Here is a 17358-nt window from a genome sequence, read left to right as displayed (position 1 = left end):
ATGTGATGGAAACTTTCTTCAACTGGCTCATTAACGCCCCCGTGTGGATTCAAACGCCGTTGGTCTTGGCAGTGATGCTGCCCCTGTGTACGGGGGTGGCGGTGGTCCTGTGCCGTGTGGCTCGTCTGGTGTTGCCCGTGGATGAGGATGAGCGGAGGTATGTGGAGGCGGGTTCTGGAACCAAGTCTGCCTCGGGAGAAGAGCTAGTCTCCGCAGGGGAGTCTGTATCGAGAAAGGAGGGTCACCCAGATGAAGCATAATTCCAAGGTGCGTCAAGCACTTGTGCTGTTGATCGTTATTCTGCTGGTTGCGTGGGTTGCGAGTAATTTCTTCTGATGTGTACCAAAATATAAAACCCTATGAAATAGGTGCTAAATACTAAATATTTACGCTCGCAATGTATAGGTTTTAAAACTAAAGTGTGTGTAAAGAATAAGTACTGTGTTCTGTAAGCTGTGTCGCAATTCACAGTAAAACCCGGTATGCTTCACCTCAGAACACCCCAGGGTGAACTGTAAAGACTCGGGCATATAGATAAAGCCGCACACGATAAGGAGAAATATGTCGACGTACACCACTGATGCGCTGTACACCGTTGGAGACGCAGAGTCCTGCCTCACCGCCGTCCGTGACCGGGTGGACGAGTTTGGTTCGGACACCCTGTTCTCCCGTCCAGTGGGCTACGACTGGGAAGATGTCAGCATCTCCCAGTTCTTGGACGAGGTGTACTCCGTTGCCCGTGGCCTGATCGCCCTGGGGATCGAGAAGGGTGACCGCGTGGTCATCATGTCCGAAACTCGCTACGAGTGGACCCTGGTGGATTACGCCGTGGCGGCCGCCGGCGCCATCTCCGTGCCCATCTACTCCTCCTCCTCCACCTCCCAGTGCGAGTGGATCGTTGGTAACTCTGGATCCCGTATCGCCTTCGGTGAAAATGACGAATACTGCGGCCGCCTGAATACCTTCCTGGATAAGGGCGAGCGCGTCGACAACAACGCCTCCCTGGAGCACGTCTTCAACATCAACGCCGGTGGAATTGACGACGTGATCGCCAAGGGTAAGGAAGCGGGCATCACCCAGGACCAGGTCGAGGAGCGCATCGCCGCCACTAAGTCCTCTGACGTGGCAACCATCGTGTACACCTCGGGAACCACCGGCCGCCCCAAGGGTTGCCGCCTGACCAACTCCAACCTGCTGTCCGAGGTGCGCGGCCTGCACACTCACCCCATTGGTGCTGCGCTGGAGCCGGGAGTGACCTCCTTGACCTTCCTGCCGCTGGCACACGTGCTGGCTCGCGCCGTATCCAACCTCTTCATCGTGGCTGGCGCACAGCAGACCCACTGGTCGGACATGGGAACCATCGTCAACGAGTTCCAACGCTCCGAGCCGAACGTCATCTTGGCCGTGCCGCGCATCTTCGAGAAGGTGCACGCCGGCGTGAAGCACAAGGCCACCGACGGCGGCGGCCCGAAGGCGAAGATCTTCCTGCGCGCCGAGGAAACCGCCATCGAATACTCCCGCGCTCTCGATACGGACAAGGGCCCAAGCCTGGGTCTGAAGGCACGCAAGGCTGTGTTTGACAAGCTGGTGTACGGCAAGATCCGCGCTGCCCTCGGTGGCGAACTGGCCTACTGCATCTCCGGTGGTTCCGCTCTGAACGCAGAACTGATGCACTTCTTCCGCGGCGCTGGCGTGTACATCTACGAGGGCTACGGCCTGACCGAATCCACTGCTGCGGTGGCCGTGAACTTTGAGCCGAACAACATCATCGGCACCGTCGGCCGCCCCGTGGGTGGCAACACCATCCGCATCGCCGAGGATGGAGAGATCGAGCTCAAGGGTTCTGTGATCTTTGATGGCTACTGGAACAACGACGAAGCAACCAAGGAAGCATTCACCGAGGACGGCTTCTACCGCACCGGAGACTTGGGCGAGCTGCTGCCGTCCGGCCACCTCAAGATCACCGGCCGCAAGAAGGAGATCATCGTCACCGCCGGTGGTAAGAACGTCTCCCCAGGACCTATGGAGGACATCCTGCGCGCCGCTCCATTGATCTCCCAGGCAATGGTTGTGGGAGACGACCAGAAGTTCGTGGGTGCGCTGATCTCCCTGGACGAGGACGCTGTCAAGGCGTGGAAGAGCGAGCACAACATCCCAGAGCACACCAGCATCCGCGAGCTGGCGAAGAACTCCAACCTGCGTTCCGAGATTCAGGACGCCGTGAACAAAGCAAACCTGAGCGTGTCCCACACCGAGGGTATTAAGAAGTTCCGCATTGTTGCCCGCGACTTCTCCGAGGAAAAGGGCGAAGTGACCCCATCCATGAAGCTGAAGCGCTTCGCTATTTCGGAAAACTTCGCCGACGATATTGCTCGCATCTACAACGGCTAGGCAATACCCCTAGACCGCATAAAATTCACCTCCATCGGCCAAGCCTCCCCGGCTTGACGGTGGAGGTGCTTTATTGTTTGTGCATACAAGCTCTGGGCGGCCAGAGCTTTGAATGTTCCTTCAGTAAGGAACCCCACAGTGACGAGGAGAGGAGTGGGCGCGTGCACTACAACGCAACCCTACGCGTCCGCGAACTCACTCAAAATATCTACGACATTGGCGACGAAATCGCCCAGTACATCAATAATGTCACCCAAGCCATGAACGACTGGGACGTGGAACTGGTGGACGATTGCCTGGAGGAACTGCACGAGATCATCGCCGAGGGGCGTGCCGAAGTGCGCCCGGGCCTCGTGGAGCTCAACGGCCTTCGCCAAGCATTCATCTCCGGTATTCGCGCCGGGCAAATGTCGAACCCTTCGGCGTCGATGACGTTCGATCACCCCGGCCGCACCCTCACGTTCCTGCACGCACCGTTTAGCCAGCGCTACGCCCAGGCCGTCGCCGAGGCCCACGGAGCGCACGCGTCCAACGACGGCAGCGCGGCACCCGGCCAGGATGAGGGACCCGCGAACCAATCCATGGCCTCCACCGCGGCTTGGCGCATGTGGATGCGGCAACGTAATGAGCGCTGCACCTCCGAGCTTTATGACCTGGAAGAGTGGATCGTGGAGCAAACGCAGCGGGCGCTAGAGAGCCAGTCCGTGCTGCTGCAGCAATCCTTCTCGCAGGCGGAGCGGAGCGTGGCCACCATCGTGGAACAGTGGAAGCACATGGTGAACCTCCAGCCCACGCTGGCGGCGGACATGCGAGGGGAGAACCCACCGGCGTTCCTGGAGGAGCGTGCACGGGTGGATGAGATTGTCGCGAAGCTGGCGCGTGCGAAGCGCGCGGGCGAAACGAGCAATGCTGCTGTCTAATGTCTGACCATTTCGGCCTGTATATCCACGTTCCCTTCTGCACCACCCGCTGTGGCTATTGCGATTTCAACACCTACACGCCCCAGGAATTGCAGGTGGGCAAGCACAGTGCGAACGCGGGCAACACGATCGACGGATACCTGGACGCGCTGGAGCGCGAACTCGAGGTCGCGGCTAGCGTGTGGGATCGTCATGAATCCGACGACGCCTCGCGCGAGACAGCCGGGACAGATGGCGTCAGCACCGTGTTTTTCGGTGGTGGCACACCCTCGATGCTGGGCCACGAAGGGCTTACCCGGGCCCTGCGCGCGGTGAAACGGACGGTGGGTCTGGCGCCGGATGCAGAGGTCACCACGGAATCCAACCCGGAATCCACCAGCCCTGAGTTCTTCCACGCCCTGCGTGCTGAAGGCTTTACGCGCATCTCGTTGGGCATGCAATCTGTGGCGGGGCACGTGCTGAAAGTGCTGGACCGCCGGCATACACCTGGCCGGCCGGTCGCGGCGGCGCAGGAGGCACGCGAGGCGGGCTTCGAGCACGTCAACCTGGATTTGATTTATGGCACGCCCACGGAGACGGATGCGGATCTTCGCGCCTCGCTGGAGGCGGTCTTAAGCGCCGGGGTGGACCACGTGAGCGCCTACTCCCTGATCGTGGAGGACGGAACCGCGTTGGCACGTAAGGTCCGAAAAGGGCAACTGCCCGCGCCGGATGAGGACGTGCTGGCGGATCGCTACGCCATGATCGATTCCTTTCTGAAGGATGCGGGCATGGACTGGTACGAGGTGTCCAACTGGGCGCGCCCCGGCGGCGAGTGCCGGCACAACCTCCTGTACTGGAACTCAGGCCAGTGGTGGGGCGCGGGGCCGGGCGCGCATGGTTGTGTACAGCTTAAAGAGCACCCAGGGGTGACGCGCCTGGTGAATGCGAAACGCCCCGCGACCTACTGGGACGGCCTGCTGGGGGGCCGGACATCCAGTCAGCACCAGGACTTTCCCATGCTGCCCGGCAGCGTCTCCCACGTGGAGGAGCTATCGCCTAAGGACCTGGCGACGGAGCGCGTGATGCTGGGGCTGCGCCTGCGAGAGGGAATCCCTGTGGAGGTGGTGGCACAGGGCGGCGCGCACGGTGATGCACGCGCCGGCTCACCACAAGCCGCCTCGCCCGGCACCCTGAGCTTCGCCGTAGAGGAGGTCATCGCGAAATACCAGGACCTGGGCCTGCTGTGGCGCAACGATGCTCGCTTGGGCGTGACGGACCAGGGCAAGTACCTTGCCGATGGCATTGTGACTGACCTGCTTCTCGCCATGGATGATGAGGTGTAAGAATAGGGACATGTCTTCGGGAACTGAGCAACGTCGAAACGAGGTCCTGCGGGCCATCGTGACCGATTTCATCGCGTCGCATGAACCCGTGGGGTCGAAGATGCTGGTGGATCGCCACAAGCTCAACGTGTCCAGCGCAACGATCCGCAACGATATGGCCGCGCTGGAGACCGAGGGCTACATCACGCAGCAGCATGCCTCCTCCGGTCGCATCCCCACCGCGAAGGGGTATCGCCGCTTCGTCGATGGGATCCATGACATCAAGCCGCTGAGCAGGCCCGAGCGCAAGGCGATCCTGGACTTCCTCAACAATGGGGTGGACCTGGAGGATGTGCTGCGCCGCTCGGCCCAGCTACTGGCTCAGCTGACCCGGCAGGTGGCGGTGGTCCAGATGCCGGACTTGCATCGCGGGCGCGTGAAGCACTGCGAGGTGGTGAAGCTCGGCTCCCACCGCGTGCTGTTGGTGCTCATCACGGATACGGGGCGTGTGGATCAGCGCAATGTGGACCTCATGGATCCGTTGCCTGACGAGGACGTTCCCCACCTTCGCGATATCGTCAATGCTTCCATGGTGGGCAAGACGTTGGACGACGCCTGCGCCGCCATCGCCGCCGTCGCCAGGGAGGCGAAGGGCCAGGAGATGCCACGTGAATTACGACGCCCGGTTCTCGCCGTGGCCACCGTGCTTGTGGAAACGCTGCTGGACCGACCGACTGACAAGTTGATCTTGGCGGGCACACCTAATTTGGTGCGCACGGGTGAGCTTACTGCGGTGCTGGAGGCACTGGAGGAACAAGTGGTGGTCCTCAAGCTCCTGTCCAGCGCCCGGGATCTGCAGGTGCAAGTGTCCATCGGTGAGGAGAATGAGGACGATGCCTTGCATCGGGCGTCTGTGGTGACGACGGGCTACGGCACCTCGGAGGGGGCTGTGGGTGGCCTGGGTGTGATTGGCCCGACGCATCTGGATTACACTGGGACTATTTCCAGCGTGACTGCTGTTGCACACTATGTCTCCCGCATCGTGGCAGGAGAGAAGTGACCAGATCACACACTCGCGAAACGCTGCGTGCGGAGTAGAATGGCACAGTTGTTTCGCGTGAAGCGTATGACGGGCCATGCGATGCGTTGCATGTCCCGAATTGTGAACCCGATAAGCAGATAGTAAGCAGATATAAGGACTAGATTTCACCGTGGCTCGAGATTATTACGGCATTCTTGGCTTGGAACGTGGCGCATCTGACGCGGAGATTAAGAAGGCTTATCGCCGCCTGGCGCGTAAGTACCACCCGGATGTGAACCCGTCTGAGGAAGCAGCGGAGAAGTTCCGGGAGATCTCTCTGGCTCAGGAGGTACTGACCGACCCGCAGAAACGCCAGATTGTGGACGCCGGTGGGGACCCGGAGGAACAAGGCTTCGGCGGCGGCGCAGGCGGTTTCGGTGGCGGCTTCGGAGGATTCTCCGGCGGCGGCCTGGGCGATATTTTCGATGCATTCTTCGGCGGCGGGGGAGGCCAGCGTGGTCCTCGCGTCTCGCGTGTCCGTCCGGGTAATGATGGCCTGGTGCGCACCGAGGTCACACTGGAGGAGCAGTTCTCCGGCGTGGAGCGAGAGATCACCGTGGATACCGCCGTGTTGTGCGACGTGTGCGACGGCACCGGCTCGAAGTCCAAGTCCGCGCCGGTGACCTGCCCCACCTGCCGTGGCATGGGTGAAGTGATGGAGATCCAGAACTCCGTGCTGGGGCGCGTGCAGGTTGCCCGCCCGTGTTCTCGGTGTAGCGGAACGGGCGAGATCATCGAAGATCCATGCGAGAACTGCACCGGCGATGGCCGCGTGCGCCAACGCAAGAACATCACGGTGAACATCCCCGCGGGCATCTCCGACGGCATGCGCATCCGCATGGCAGGCAAGGGCGAGGTAGGCCCCGGAGGCGGACCTGCCGGCGACCTGTACGTGGAGATCCACACCCCAGAGCACTCCCACTTCCTGCGTGAGGGCGACGACCTGCACGTGACCCTGCAGGTTCCTGCGGTGGATGCCACCTTGGGTACTTCGGTGGAGGTCCCTATGCTGGACGGCTCCATGGCCACGGTCGAGATCGAGGCGGGCACCCAGCCGGAGGCTGTTGTTCGGCTGAGTGGCCGTGGCATGCCACGGATGCGCAACCCCAAGGGCGGCCATGGAAACCTGATTGCCCACGTGGATGTGGTGATTCCCACCTCCTTGTCCTCCCACGAGCGCGACCTGTATCAGAAGGTTCGCGAGCAGGCTAAGGACAGCGCCACGGTGGGCACGAAGCACGATTCTGATCGGGGATTGTTCTCCCGCCTCCGCCACAAGTTCGGACGGTCCTCGTGACCGATCCCGTATTCATTCACCCGATTCCCGCGGATGCCACGGTCGGCAGCCGCTTCCAGCTCACGGGTGCGGAAGCCCGGCACACCGAAGTTAAGCGCATGCGCGAGGGCGAGTCCCTCGTGGTGAGCGATGGGGTCTCCCGCGCCGTCGCCGCGTCCTGGAGCAGCGGCGAGGTGGAGATTCGCGAGTTTCTTCCTATCCCCGCACCACGCCCACGCGTGACGGTGGTGCAGGCGATCCCTAAGTCCGAGCGTTCGGAATTGGCCGTGGACCTGATGGTCCAAGCCGGCGCCGATCGCGTGATCCCGTGGGCTGCGGCGCGCTGCGTGTCCCGCTGGGATGGAAAGGAAGCTAAGGCGAAGGCGAAGTGGGAAAATGCGGCGCGCGCTGCGGCGAAACAATCCCGACGCCTGACCGTCCCACCCGTTGAGGATCTGCTGAGGAACATCGAGGATCTGCGCCACTACGCCCAGGGCACTAGCCGCATCGTGGTGCTGCATGAGCAGGCCAGTACCCCGATCGCCGAGCAGGACTTTGACGTGGATGAGATTTTCCTGGTGGTGGGGCCGGAAGGCAGCATCGCCCCCGAGGAACTGGAGGCTCTGGACGCCCTCGGTGCCCAGCGGGTGGTCATGGGGCCTGAGGTCTTAAGGACGGCGGCGGCCGCCACCGTGGCGTTGGGGGCGCTTGGGGTGCTGACCCAGCGCTGGAGCGGGTAGTAACGTTTACGTTTAGAATTGAGGATCATGAGGCCTTCTTCCAACGCACATCCACGCGTGGCGAGCTCAACCATCGAAATTGACCCGGCGATCATCGTGTCCGTGCTCGGACGCAACGATGAGAATCTCCGAGTGGTGGAAAACTCCACAGACGCGGATCTTCTGGCGCGGGGAAACTGCATCACCATCCGCGGCGAAGCTCGGGAGGTGTCCCATGCGCGTCGCGCGCTGGAGGAGATGGTGTCCCTGGTGGAGCGGGGGAACACCGTGGATGCGGACGCCACGCGTCGTATCATGCGATCGGTGGAGGACGCCGAACGTCCCGGGGCGATGACCACGGAGGCGCCAGAGACGATTGTGACGTACCGGGGTAAGTCCGTGCGTCCCAAGACAATGGGGCAGCAGCAGTACATCACGGCGATTGACGAATGCACCGTGGTGTTTGGCGTGGGGCCCGCGGGAACAGGAAAGACGTATCTGGCGATGGCGAAGGCCGTGCAAGCGCTGATGCGAAAGGACGTCAGCCGGATCATTCTTACGCGCCCCGCGGTGGAGGCCGGAGAGAAGCTGGGCTTTTTGCCGGGAACCCTCAACGACAAGATCGATCCCTACCTGCGCCCCCTGCATGACGCCCTGCGTGAGATGGTGGATCCAGAGACCATCCCACGGATGATGGAGGCGGGAATCATCGAGGTCGCTCCCCTGGCCTACATGCGCGGGCGTACCCTGAACGATTCCTTCGTGATCCTGGACGAGGCGCAGAACACCACCCCGGCGCAGATGAAGATGTTCCTCACGCGCTTGGGCTTCAACACCAAGATGGTCATCACCGGTGACATGACCCAGGTGGATCTGCCGCACCGGCAGGAATCCGGGCTGAAGGTCGCCCAGTCGATCCTGCGCTCCGTGCCCGGGGTGTATGTCTCCCAATTTGATTCCGACGACGTGGTTCGCCACCGACTGGTATCCCGCATCGTGGAGGCGTACGACTCCTATGAGGCGGAGCAGTGGCAGGATGACGAGGACGTGCGCTAAGTGACGAGCACGCAGTGCACGGACTGCACAGACATCGCTACTAACACTAACGGCCCTAACAGCATCAACAGAAAGGCTTGCCTGTGAGCATCGAGGTATTCAACGAATCCGGGCGCGGAGAGATCAACGAAGAGGAATTGATCGACGTTGCCCGCTATGCTCTGTGGACCTTAGACGTCCACCTCTCGGCAGAGCTGTGCATCCACATCGTCGATCTGGCAACCATCGAGGATCTTCACGTGCGCTGGATGGACCTGCCCGGCCCCACGGACGTGATGAGCTTCCCGATGGATGAGCTCTCTCCCGGATGGGGACGCAAAGACGGCCCGCCCACCTCGCCGGCGATGCTGGGTGACATCATGCTGTGCCCAGACTTCGCGCAAGGCCAGGCCGATCGCGCCGGGCATTCCCTGGCCCACGAGCTGGACCTGCTCACCGTCCACGGCGTGCTGCACCTGCTGGGCTTCGATCACGTCACCCCGGAGGACGAGCAGAAGATGTTCTCCCTGCAAAATGAGATCCTGGCCAATTGGTATGACTCCCAGGAAGAACGCGGTGTGACCTTCGGGCCGAAGCCGTCCGGGGCAGCGGCATTCCCCTCCGCGGCTGACCGCGACGATACCCAGGGACAATAGTGGACGCTAGTGACTTTTTCGGCCTCGCGGCCGTACTGATCGCCCTGCTGTTGGGATCCGTCCTGTCCGTGGTGGAAACCGCCGTCTCCGCAATCTCCCCGGCGCGCGTGGACAGCCTCGCCAAGGAGGAGAAACCCGGAGCGCTGCGCGTGCAGCGGCTGCTCAGCCGGCGCGCCACCCACATCAACCTGCTGGTACTGTTGCGCACCATCTGTGAGGTCTCCGGCGCGGTCTTCGGAACGGCCCTGGCAGTGTCCCTCATTGACAGCCGGAACTGGGCGATCTTCGTGGCCATCGCCGTGGTGACCGTCACCACCTTCACGATCATTGGTGTGCTTTCCCGGACCATGGGACGGCAGAACCCGTACTCCATCTCCATTGCCGCGGCACCGATCCTGCTGGCCGTGTCCTGGGCCCTGGGTCCCTTCGCCGGACTGCTGGTGCGCGCCGGAAACATCGTCACGCCAGGTAAAGGCTTCCGCGACGGCCCCTTCGCCACGGAAATTGAACTCCGAGAGATGGTGGACATCGCCAGCGAACGCGGCATCGTGGAATCCGACGAGCGCAAGATGATCCAATCCGTCTTCGACCTGGGCTCCACCACAGCCCGCAGCGTGATGGTCCCGCGGCCGGAGATGGTGTGGATCGAAAGCACGAAGTCCGCCGGCCAGGCCACCAGCCTGTGCGTCCGCACGGGACTATCCCGACTTCCCGTGATTGGTGAGGACGTGGATGACATCGTGGGCGTCGTATATTTGAAGGACCTGGTGGCGCGCACGTATCACACGGACGACAACGGGCGATCTGTGCCCGTGTCCGACGTGATGCGCAGCGCGATGTTCATCCCGGACTCGCGTGGCCTGGATGATCTTCTAGAGGACATGCAGCGCGATCAGATCCACATCGCGATGCTGGTGGACGAGTACGGTGCCATCGCCGGGTTGATTTCCATCGAGGATATTTTGGAGGAGATCGTCGGCGAAATTACCGACGAGTACGACAGCACGGAGATCGCGCCCATCGAGGACCTGGAGGACGGCTCCTATCGCGTGGTGGCGCGGCTGTCCCTCGAGGAGTTGGAAGAGCTCCTGGAGGAGACCCGCGGCGAGGGCGATCCGGAGATTCACTTCTCTGAGGAGCAGCACGAGCAGGTGGATACCATTGCGGGTCTTGGGGCGTTCGAGCTGGGCCGCGTGCCGATCCCCGGGGCGGAGATCACGACAGCTGGAATCCATGTGGCGTACGAGGGGGCGCGGGATCGACGTGGCCGGGTGAAGGTGCGCTCGGCGATTGTGACTCGGGTGGAGCCGGATCGTCGGGAGGAACCGGATCACCGGGAGGAGCCAGAGGAGTCTGTGCCGGCGCAGGAGACTGAGTTGGAACAGCCAACGGAGGACGCGCCGGATTCGCCCGCGTCACGGCCGGAGCATGCCGACGGCGAGTGACGTGCGCTGTGATGTTCGCGCAGCGCCGACCGCGCACATGGTTAACACTTACCCGGTGATTACAGGCATGATGGAGCTGTGACTGATATGGCAGATTTCCCTGACCTTCCCGAGGACGCCCTAGCCCCCATCGATGACGCAGCTGGTGCGCCCGGCGGCGCTGCTGGCACGACCGGCTATGACGTGCCCGAGGGTTTTCGCTCCGGCTTCGTGAGCTTCGTCGGCCGGCCGAACACCGGAAAGTCCACGCTGACCAACGCGCTGGTGGGGCAGAAGATCGCCATTACCGCAGATCAGCCCGAGACCACGCGCCATCCCATCCGCGGCATCATTCACCGCGACGATGCGCAGGTTGTGGTGGTGGATACCCCAGGGCTGCACCGCCCACGAACGCTGCTGGGCGAGCGTCTCAACGAAATGGTGAAGGAGACGTACCAGGACGTCGATGTGATCGCGCTGTGTGTGCCCGCCGATGAGAAGATCGGCCCCGGCGATCGGTGGATCGTCGAGGCCGTGCGCGCCGTGGCACCTCGGGTCACGCTGATCGGCATTGTGACCAAGGTGGATAAGGTGGGCAAGGACCGCGTGGGCGAGCAGCTCATCGCCTTGCACGAGCTGCTGGATGGGGCAGAGGTGGTGCCCGTGTCTTCCACGAAGGACATCCAGCTCAATGTTCTGCTGGACGTGCTGGTGGAGCACCTGCCCGAGGGGCCGAAGTTCTACCCCGACGACCACGTCACCGATGACGACCGCGATACCCGCATGGCTGAACTCATCCGCGAGGCTGCCCTGGCCGGTCTGCACGACGAGCTTCCGCACTCCGTGGCTGTCCAGATCGACGAGGTTGTTCCGCACCCCACACGGGAAGGCGTGCTCAATGTCCATGCGGTGATTTATGTGGAGCGCGAAGGCCAGAAAGCGATTCTGCGGGGCAAGGGCGGCCGCCGCCTGTCCAAGACCGTGCACGACGCGCGCCTTCAGATCATCGAGATGCTCGGCACCAACATCTACCTGGATGTGCGCCTGAAGGTGGCCAAGAACTGGCAGTCGGACCCCAAGCAACTGGGGCGCCTGGGCTTCTAGCGTGTCGTAGAGGCGAGTGCGTGGCGACTAGACCTAATTATCGCGATGAAGCATTCATAGTCCGCAGCTATAAGTTGGGAGAGGCGGACATGATCTTCGTCCTGCTGACCCGCGAGCACGGGGTGGTGCGGGCGGTCGCGCAGGGCGTGCGCAAAACAAAGTCCCGCTTCGGCGCGCACCTGGATCGCTTCTGCCGCGTCAACGTGCACATCTATCCCAGCCGCCGTTCGGCCCTGCGCGCCACGCGCGGACTGTCGACGGGCTCGGGCGTGGGCTTGGGCAAGATCACGGACGCGGTATCCGTAGAAAATTACGCCCCCGGGATTATTGCAAACACCGAGGCCTACTATGCGGCGTCGGCGGTGCTGGAGGTGGCGTTGGCGCTGTCCCAGGAACCCGACATCGCCCGGGCCCTGTTCCCCCTCGTGGATTCTGCCCTGTGCACCCTGTCTACGCTGCCCGCCGAGGCTGCACCCGCACCCGCCGAGTTCCCACGCCTGCCTGCCATGTCCGTGGCCGACCAATTTTCCCTCGACGCCATCCAGGTCGCCGGATGGTCACCCAGCCTGGTGGACTGCGCCCAATGCGGGCGCCCGGGTCCTCACCGAGCCTTCCACGCCCAGGCCGGGGGTGCCGTGTGCGTGACCTGCCGCCCGCCGGGATCCGCAACCCCTCCGCCCGAGGCCGTGCGCTACCTGTGGCTCCTCCAGCAGCACCGCGATGAGGTGGCCGCGGAGGTCGCGCAGGGCGATAGCACGCATTCCATTGCGCGCGTGGCCCATAGTTTGTTGCTGGGGCATATCCGCAGTCACGTGGACGAGGGACTGCCAGCCTTGTCCGCACTGTAGACTGTGAGGCGTGACTTCCCCAGTAGAGCGATCCGATATTCCCCACGAGTTGATTCCGCGCCACATTGCGCTGGTGATGGATGGTAATGGCCGGTGGGCTCAGGAGCGCGGAATGCCCCGCACGGAGGGACACCGTCGTGGCGAAAAGGTGCTGATCTCACTGGTTGAGGAATGCCTGGAGCTAGGGGTGGATTATCTGTCGGCGTACGCTTTTTCCACGGAGAACTGGCGTCGATCTACCGACGAGGTTCGGTTCCTCATGGGCTTCAACCGGGACGTGCTGCGTCGGCAACGGGATTACCTCAACTCGCTGGGCGTGCGGGTGCGCTGGGCGGGACGCCGACCACGCCTGTGGCGCTCGGTGATTTCCGAGCTGGAGAAGGCCGAGGAGCTGACGAAGGATAATACGCGGATGACGCTGGCCATGTGCGTCAATTACGGTGGTCGCGCGGAGTTGGTCGATGCTGCCCGAGCCATAGCGACCGACGCCCAGCGCGGGGCCCTCAAGCCCTCCTCCATTAACGAGAAGGTCTTTGCCCAGTACTTGGACGAGCCCGATATGCCCGATGTGGATATGTTCCTAAGGCCTTCCGGGGAGATGCGCACCTCGAACTTCCTCCCGTGGCAGTCCACCTATGCGGAGATGGTGTACCAGGATGTGCTGTTTCCGGACTACACGCCGAATGACCTGCGGGCGGCCGTGCTGGAGTACGCCCAGCGCGACCGGCGTTTCGGTGGCGTGAAGAGCTAAAAGTTCATCGGTCTGAACTTGCATGTGCCGTGGTTGTGGACATGACGTGCTGCGCGTCACGGCTTACTATATGTGGGATGAGCAAGGAAAAGTCTCGGGAGAGCGCACAGAACCCGGCGGAGGCTCCCCAGCCAAGTCGGAAGCAGATCAATCGCTGGCGCCAGTATCTCGCCAACGAGCGCGCCGAGGGGGCGGTGTATCGCGAGCTCGCCAGGAAGAAGCAGGGGGAGGAGCGCGAGATCCTCTTAGGCATTGCCGAGGCTGAGGAGCGCCACGAGGAGTACTGGCGCCAACGGCTGGGCGATCACGTGGGCCTGCCGCGCAGTGCCAGCTGGGGCACCCGAATGATGGCGTGGATGGCGCGGCGTTTCGGCACGGTGTTTGTGCTGGCGATGATGCAGTCCGCAGAGTCGCGCAACGGCTACGTGAAGGATGAGGACGCCACCGAGCAGATGGCCGCCGATGAGGCGATCCACGCGGAGGTGATTCGCGGCCTGGCCGCGCGTGGCCGCGCACAGATGTCCGGGGATTTTCGGGCAGCGATCTTCGGCGCGAATGACGGGTTGGTGTCCAACACGGCTCTGGTGCTGGGCATGGTCGGCACGGGCGCTTCCTCGCAGGTGGCGTTGGTCACCGGCCTGGCGGGTTTGCTTGCGGGCGCGCTGTCCATGGCGGCAGGAGAGTACATCTCGGTGAGTTCCCAGCAAGAGTTGATGAAGGCGAGCTCGCCCAGCCCCACCGCAGGCAAGTCCGTGATGGAGCTGGACGTCCAGGAAAACGAGCTGGAGCTGGTCTATCGTGCGCGCGGCATGAACGCGGCAGAGGCCAGGCGCAAGGCTCTCGAAGTGTTCGATGCCCTGGAGGCTGGGGAGGGCGAGGACCCGCAGGCGTCGTTTGAAATGGGGATGACCCGCAGCGAGGAGGAACAAGGAGGATCGCCTATCTCCGCGGCGATCTCTAGCTTCTTCTTGTTCAGCCTGGGGGCGTTGATTCCCGTGGTGCCGTACATCTTGGGGCTGACCGGATCCACGGCTGCGGTGGTGGCGTGCGTGCTGGTGGGAATTGCGCTGATGGTGACCGGCGGGATCGTGGGCGTGCTGTCCGGAACGTCGCCGCTGCGGCGGGCGCTGCGCCAGCTCGCGATCGGCTTCGGTGCGGCGGCGGTGACGTACCTGCTGGGATCGCTGTTTGATGTGTCCGTGAGCTAGGCGTTGCGATCGGTGCGGCAGTTGCTGCACAGACCGAAGATTTCGGCGGTGTGGCCGGATTTCTGGAAACCGAAACGAGACGCGGTATCTTCGGCCCAGGCCTCCACGGGGCCACCGTCGATCTCTACGGTCGTGCGGCAGTTCGTGCACACCAGGTGGTGGTGATGATCCTCGGTGATGCAGGAGCGGTAGAGTGTTTCACCGGACTTGTCATGCAGGGTATCGATGGCGCCCATGCTCGCCAGCTGCTGCAGGGTACGGTACACGGTTGTGAGGCCTACCCGGTGGCCCCTATCGGTGAGCTGCTGGTGAATATCCTGAGCTGAGCAGAACGTGGTGAGGGTGTCCAGCACTTCCACCACGGCACGGCGCTGCCGGGTGTTCCTTTGGCCAATTTTCGGGCCACGGGTGCGCAGCGGTGCCTCCTGGTGTGTGGACTCCGCGGATGGGTTGGACATGTATTTTCACTCTTCCTGCGATCTACTGTCGGTGGGCCAAGCTGCGGGTATCGAGCTTGACGACAGGCTTTTTCAGTCTAATCGCAGTCTTGATCCATTTTCAACAAGGAGCCCTATTGAACAAGGCCAGCGTGGCAGGGGTGGCATCCTGACAAGCCTCGGTGGGGTGGGGGCGCATCTGGCCACGCGGATGGCTAGGATGTAGAGAAGATATAACGAAGATATCGCCTAAGGACCCAAGGAGACATCACTAACCATGGCCGGAACCATTGACGCTGTTGTAAACCTCGCGAAGCGTAGGGGACTCGTCTACCCCTGTGGAGAGATCTACGGTGGCACCCGATCCGCATGGGACTACGGCCCACTCGGTGTGGAGCTGAAGGAAAACATCAAGCGCCAGTGGTGGCGCCACATGGTGACCGCCCGCCCGGACGTGGTGGGCTTGGATTCCTCCGTCATCCTGCCACGCCGTGTGTGGGAAGTATCCGGCCACGTCGACGTGTTTACTGACCCGCTGGTGGAGTCCCTGCACACGCACAAGCGCTACCGCGCTGACCACCTGTTGGAAGCTTATGAGGAAAAGCACGGCCACCCACCAGCAAACGGCCTGGCGGACATCAACGACCCAGAAACCGGCCAGCCTGGTGCCTGGACGGAGCCGAAGGAGTTCTCCGGCCTCATGAAGACCTTCCTGGGTCCCGTGGCCGACGAAGAAGGCCTCCACTACCTGCGCCCGGAAACCGCCCAGGGTATCTTCACGAACTTCAAGAACGTTCAGACCACCTCCCGCCAGAAGCCACCATTCGGCATCGCCCAGGTGGGTAAGTCCTTCCGCAACGAGATCACCCCAGGAAACTTCATCTTCCGCACCCGCGAGTTTGAGCAGATGGAGATGGAGTTCTTCGTTAAGCCTGGCGAGGACGAGACGTGGCACCAGTACTGGATCGATAACCGGCACCAGTGGTACATCGACCTGGGCATCGACCCGGAGAACCTGCGCCTGTACGAACACCCACAGGAAAAACTCTCCCACTACTCCAAGCGCACCGTGGACGTGGAGTACGCCTTCAACTTCAAGGGCTCCAAGTGGGGCGAGCTGGAGGGCGTTGCCAACCGCACCGACTACGACCTGCGGGTTCACTCCGAAGGCTCCGGTGAGGACCTGTCCTTCTTCGACCAGGAGAGCAACGAGCGCTGGATCCCGTACACCATTGAGCCAGCGGCCGGCCTGGGCCGCGCCATGATGGCCTTCCTGGTGGACGCCTACGACGAAGAAGAGGTGCCCAACTCCAAGGGCGGCACCGATACCCGCACCGTGCTGAAGCTGGATCGTCGTCTCGCTCCGGTGAAGGTGGCTGTGCTTCCGCTGTCCAAGAAGGACACGCTGACCCCTGTGGCGGAGAAGCTGGCAAACCAGCTGCGCGGCTTCTGGAACGTCGATTACGACACCTCCGGAGCCATCGGCCGCCGCTACCGCCGCCAGGATGAAATCGGAACCCCATTCTGTGTCACCGTTGACTTTGACACCTTGGAGGACAACGCCGTGACCGTCCGCGAGCGGGACACCATGGAGCAGGAGCGCATCAACATCGAGGACCTGCAGGCGTACCTGGCTGAGCGTTTGGCGGGCTGCTAAGCGTGAACACCGACATTCGCTGGACCGTCCCCAGTGACGGACATACCTTTCCGATTTACGCCGGGCCCGCACAGGACATGGACCGCATTGCCGAGTTCGCCGACGAGCGGGGAGTGACCAACATCCGCTTCGGCGGCGATACCTGGGAGCTGTCTGCCGACAACGGGCCGAAGGCCTCTGTCGTGACTGGTTCGGGCACGTGGACGGCTACTGGGGATGCGGAGACGTTCGCGAAATCCAAGCAGTATGTTCTCCACGCTGATCGGCACACGGTGACGATCATCGCTGAGTCCAAGTCCCACTTTGTCTTGGACATCGACGGCGAAAAGGCGGGACAGTTCACCTCGGAGAACCGTGGTCTGCGAAACCTTCACGTGGAGTTTGAAGGTCCCGGGGAGAAACTCCCGCTGGACGTTCAGGTGTTCATTTCCTGGGTAGCTCGCAGGATCATGGAAGTGCGCACCCTGAACTCCACCAAAGCGCTGTTGATCGCGCTGCTGCTGTGCATCCCGGTTATCGTGGCCTACTGGATTGGTGCGATTTAAGG

The 17358-nt window shown here is 62.5% G+C and carries 17 protein-coding genes; 16 read left to right on the top strand and 1 reads right to left on the bottom strand.

Annotated features, from left to right (window positions below; translation table 11 throughout):
- Positions 1-5 precede the first annotated feature (5 nt).
- The 14 genes from GC425_RS06665 to GC425_RS06600 all read left to right on the top strand — a co-directional run bounded on the left by GC425_RS06665 (position 6) and on the right by GC425_RS06600 (position 14717).
- Entirely contained in the window at positions 6-260 is a 255-nt protein-coding gene (locus tag GC425_RS06665) for a hypothetical protein (protein WP_151844445.1), read from the top strand.
- Between the two features lie 301 nt (positions 261-561).
- Positions 562-2391 carry a long-chain fatty acid--CoA ligase gene (locus tag GC425_RS06660; RefSeq protein WP_151844444.1) on the top strand — a complete coding sequence of 610 codons (1830 nt, stop codon included), beginning with the start codon at positions 562-564 and terminating at the stop codon, positions 2389-2391.
- A 161-nt stretch (positions 2392-2552) separates the two neighbouring features.
- The gene (locus tag GC425_RS06655; RefSeq protein ID WP_151844443.1) at positions 2553-3311 is read left to right on the top strand and encodes a hypothetical protein; all 759 of its coding nucleotides are present in this window, start codon (positions 2553-2555) and stop codon (positions 3309-3311) included.
- Positions 3311-4636, top strand: a complete 1326-nt coding sequence (hemW, locus tag GC425_RS06650) for a radical SAM family heme chaperone HemW (protein ID WP_151844442.1) — start codon at positions 3311-3313, stop codon at positions 4634-4636. The genes GC425_RS06655 and hemW overlap by 1 nt, the downstream gene beginning before the upstream one ends.
- A gap of 10 nt (positions 4637-4646) precedes the next feature.
- On the top strand, positions 4647-5675 hold the full coding sequence (gene hrcA, locus GC425_RS06645; RefSeq protein ID WP_151842993.1) for a heat-inducible transcriptional repressor HrcA: 1029 nt from the start codon (positions 4647-4649) through the stop codon (positions 5673-5675).
- A gap of 151 nt (positions 5676-5826) precedes the next feature.
- Entirely contained in the window at positions 5827-6993 is a 1167-nt protein-coding gene (gene dnaJ / locus GC425_RS06640) for a molecular chaperone DnaJ (RefSeq protein ID WP_151842994.1), read from the top strand.
- Complete coding sequence (locus GC425_RS06635; RefSeq protein ID WP_151844441.1) at positions 6990-7712, top strand: 16S rRNA (uracil(1498)-N(3))-methyltransferase; 723 nt, start codon at positions 6990-6992, stop codon at positions 7710-7712. The genes dnaJ and GC425_RS06635 overlap by 4 nt, the downstream gene beginning before the upstream one ends.
- A 27-nt stretch (positions 7713-7739) precedes the next feature.
- Positions 7740-8747 carry a PhoH family protein gene (locus tag GC425_RS06630; RefSeq protein WP_151842996.1) on the top strand — a complete coding sequence of 336 codons (1008 nt, stop codon included), beginning with the start codon at positions 7740-7742 and terminating at the stop codon, positions 8745-8747.
- 83 nt (positions 8748-8830) lie between these two features.
- The gene (ybeY, locus tag GC425_RS06625; protein WP_151842997.1) at positions 8831-9382 is read left to right on the top strand and encodes an rRNA maturation RNase YbeY; all 552 of its coding nucleotides are present in this window, start codon (positions 8831-8833) and stop codon (positions 9380-9382) included.
- Entirely contained in the window at positions 9382-10827 is a 1446-nt protein-coding gene (locus GC425_RS06620; RefSeq protein ID WP_151844440.1) for a hemolysin family protein, read from the top strand. The genes ybeY and GC425_RS06620 overlap by 1 nt, the downstream gene beginning before the upstream one ends.
- Before the next feature lie 87 nt (positions 10828-10914).
- A complete protein-coding gene (gene era, locus GC425_RS06615; protein ID WP_151844439.1) occupies positions 10915-11910 on the top strand; it encodes a GTPase Era in 996 nt (331 codons plus the stop codon).
- Positions 11911-11930: 20 nt separating this feature from the next.
- Positions 11931-12758, top strand: coding sequence for a DNA repair protein RecO (recO, locus tag GC425_RS06610; RefSeq protein WP_151844438.1), 828 nt, complete (start codon positions 11931-11933; stop codon positions 12756-12758).
- 10 nt (positions 12759-12768) lie between these two features.
- On the top strand, positions 12769-13509 hold the full coding sequence (locus GC425_RS06605; RefSeq protein WP_151843001.1) for an isoprenyl transferase: 741 nt from the start codon (positions 12769-12771) through the stop codon (positions 13507-13509).
- A 77-nt stretch (positions 13510-13586) separates the two neighbouring features.
- Positions 13587-14717, top strand: coding sequence for a VIT1/CCC1 transporter family protein (locus GC425_RS06600; protein WP_151844437.1), 1131 nt, complete (start codon positions 13587-13589; stop codon positions 14715-14717).
- On the opposite strand, the gene GC425_RS06595 is transcribed toward GC425_RS06600, so the two are convergent.
- The gene (locus GC425_RS06595; RefSeq protein ID WP_151843003.1) at positions 14714-15175 is read right to left on the bottom strand and encodes a Fur family transcriptional regulator; all 462 of its coding nucleotides are present in this window, start codon (positions 15173-15175) and stop codon (positions 14714-14716) included. The genes GC425_RS06600 and GC425_RS06595 overlap by 4 nt on opposite strands.
- Positions 15176-15431: 256 nt before the next feature.
- Between GC425_RS06595 and GC425_RS06590 the strand changes: the two genes are divergently transcribed.
- A complete protein-coding gene (locus GC425_RS06590) occupies positions 15432-16811 on the top strand; it encodes a glycine--tRNA ligase (RefSeq protein ID WP_151843004.1) in 1380 nt (459 codons plus the stop codon).
- Positions 16812-16813: 2 nt separating this feature from the next.
- Positions 16814-17356: a hypothetical protein gene (locus tag GC425_RS06585; RefSeq protein ID WP_151844436.1), complete on the top strand. Its 543-nt coding sequence runs from the start codon at positions 16814-16816 to the stop codon at positions 17354-17356.
- Positions 17357-17358 lie beyond the last annotated feature (2 nt).

This window comes from Corynebacterium sp. zg254, assembly GCF_024701495.1.
Taxonomy (GTDB): Bacteria; Actinomycetota; Actinomycetes; order Mycobacteriales; family Mycobacteriaceae; genus Corynebacterium; species Corynebacterium zhongnanshanii.
Note: the sequence above shows the minus strand (reverse complement) of the source record. Positions and strands in the feature narration are given on the sequence as shown.

What these genes read in the sequence shown, in the direction of transcription:
- GC425_RS06665 (WP_151844445.1), top strand. Translation starts at nt 6, where the DNA reads ATGGAAACTTTCTTCAACTGGCTCATTAACGCCCCCGTGTGGATTCAA.
- GC425_RS06660 (WP_151844444.1), top strand. Translation starts at nt 562, where the DNA reads ATGTCGACGTACACCACTGATGCGCTGTACACCGTTGGAGACGCAGAG.
- hemW (WP_151844442.1), top strand. Translation starts at nt 3,311, where the DNA reads ATGTCTGACCATTTCGGCCTGTATATCCACGTTCCCTTCTGCACCACC.
- hrcA (WP_151842993.1), top strand. Translation starts at nt 4,647, where the DNA reads ATGTCTTCGGGAACTGAGCAACGTCGAAACGAGGTCCTGCGGGCCATC.
- GC425_RS06630 (WP_151842996.1), top strand. Translation starts at nt 7,740, where the DNA reads ATGAGGCCTTCTTCCAACGCACATCCACGCGTGGCGAGCTCAACCATC.
- era (WP_151844439.1), top strand. Translation starts at nt 10,915, where the DNA reads ATGGCAGATTTCCCTGACCTTCCCGAGGACGCCCTAGCCCCCATCGAT.
- GC425_RS06600 (WP_151844437.1), top strand. Translation starts at nt 13,587, where the DNA reads ATGAGCAAGGAAAAGTCTCGGGAGAGCGCACAGAACCCGGCGGAGGCT.
- GC425_RS06595 (WP_151843003.1), bottom strand. Translation starts at nt 15,175, where the DNA reads ATGTCCAACCCATCCGCGGAGTCCACACACCAGGAGGCACCGCTGCGC.
- GC425_RS06590 (WP_151843004.1), top strand. Translation starts at nt 15,432, where the DNA reads ATGGCCGGAACCATTGACGCTGTTGTAAACCTCGCGAAGCGTAGGGGA.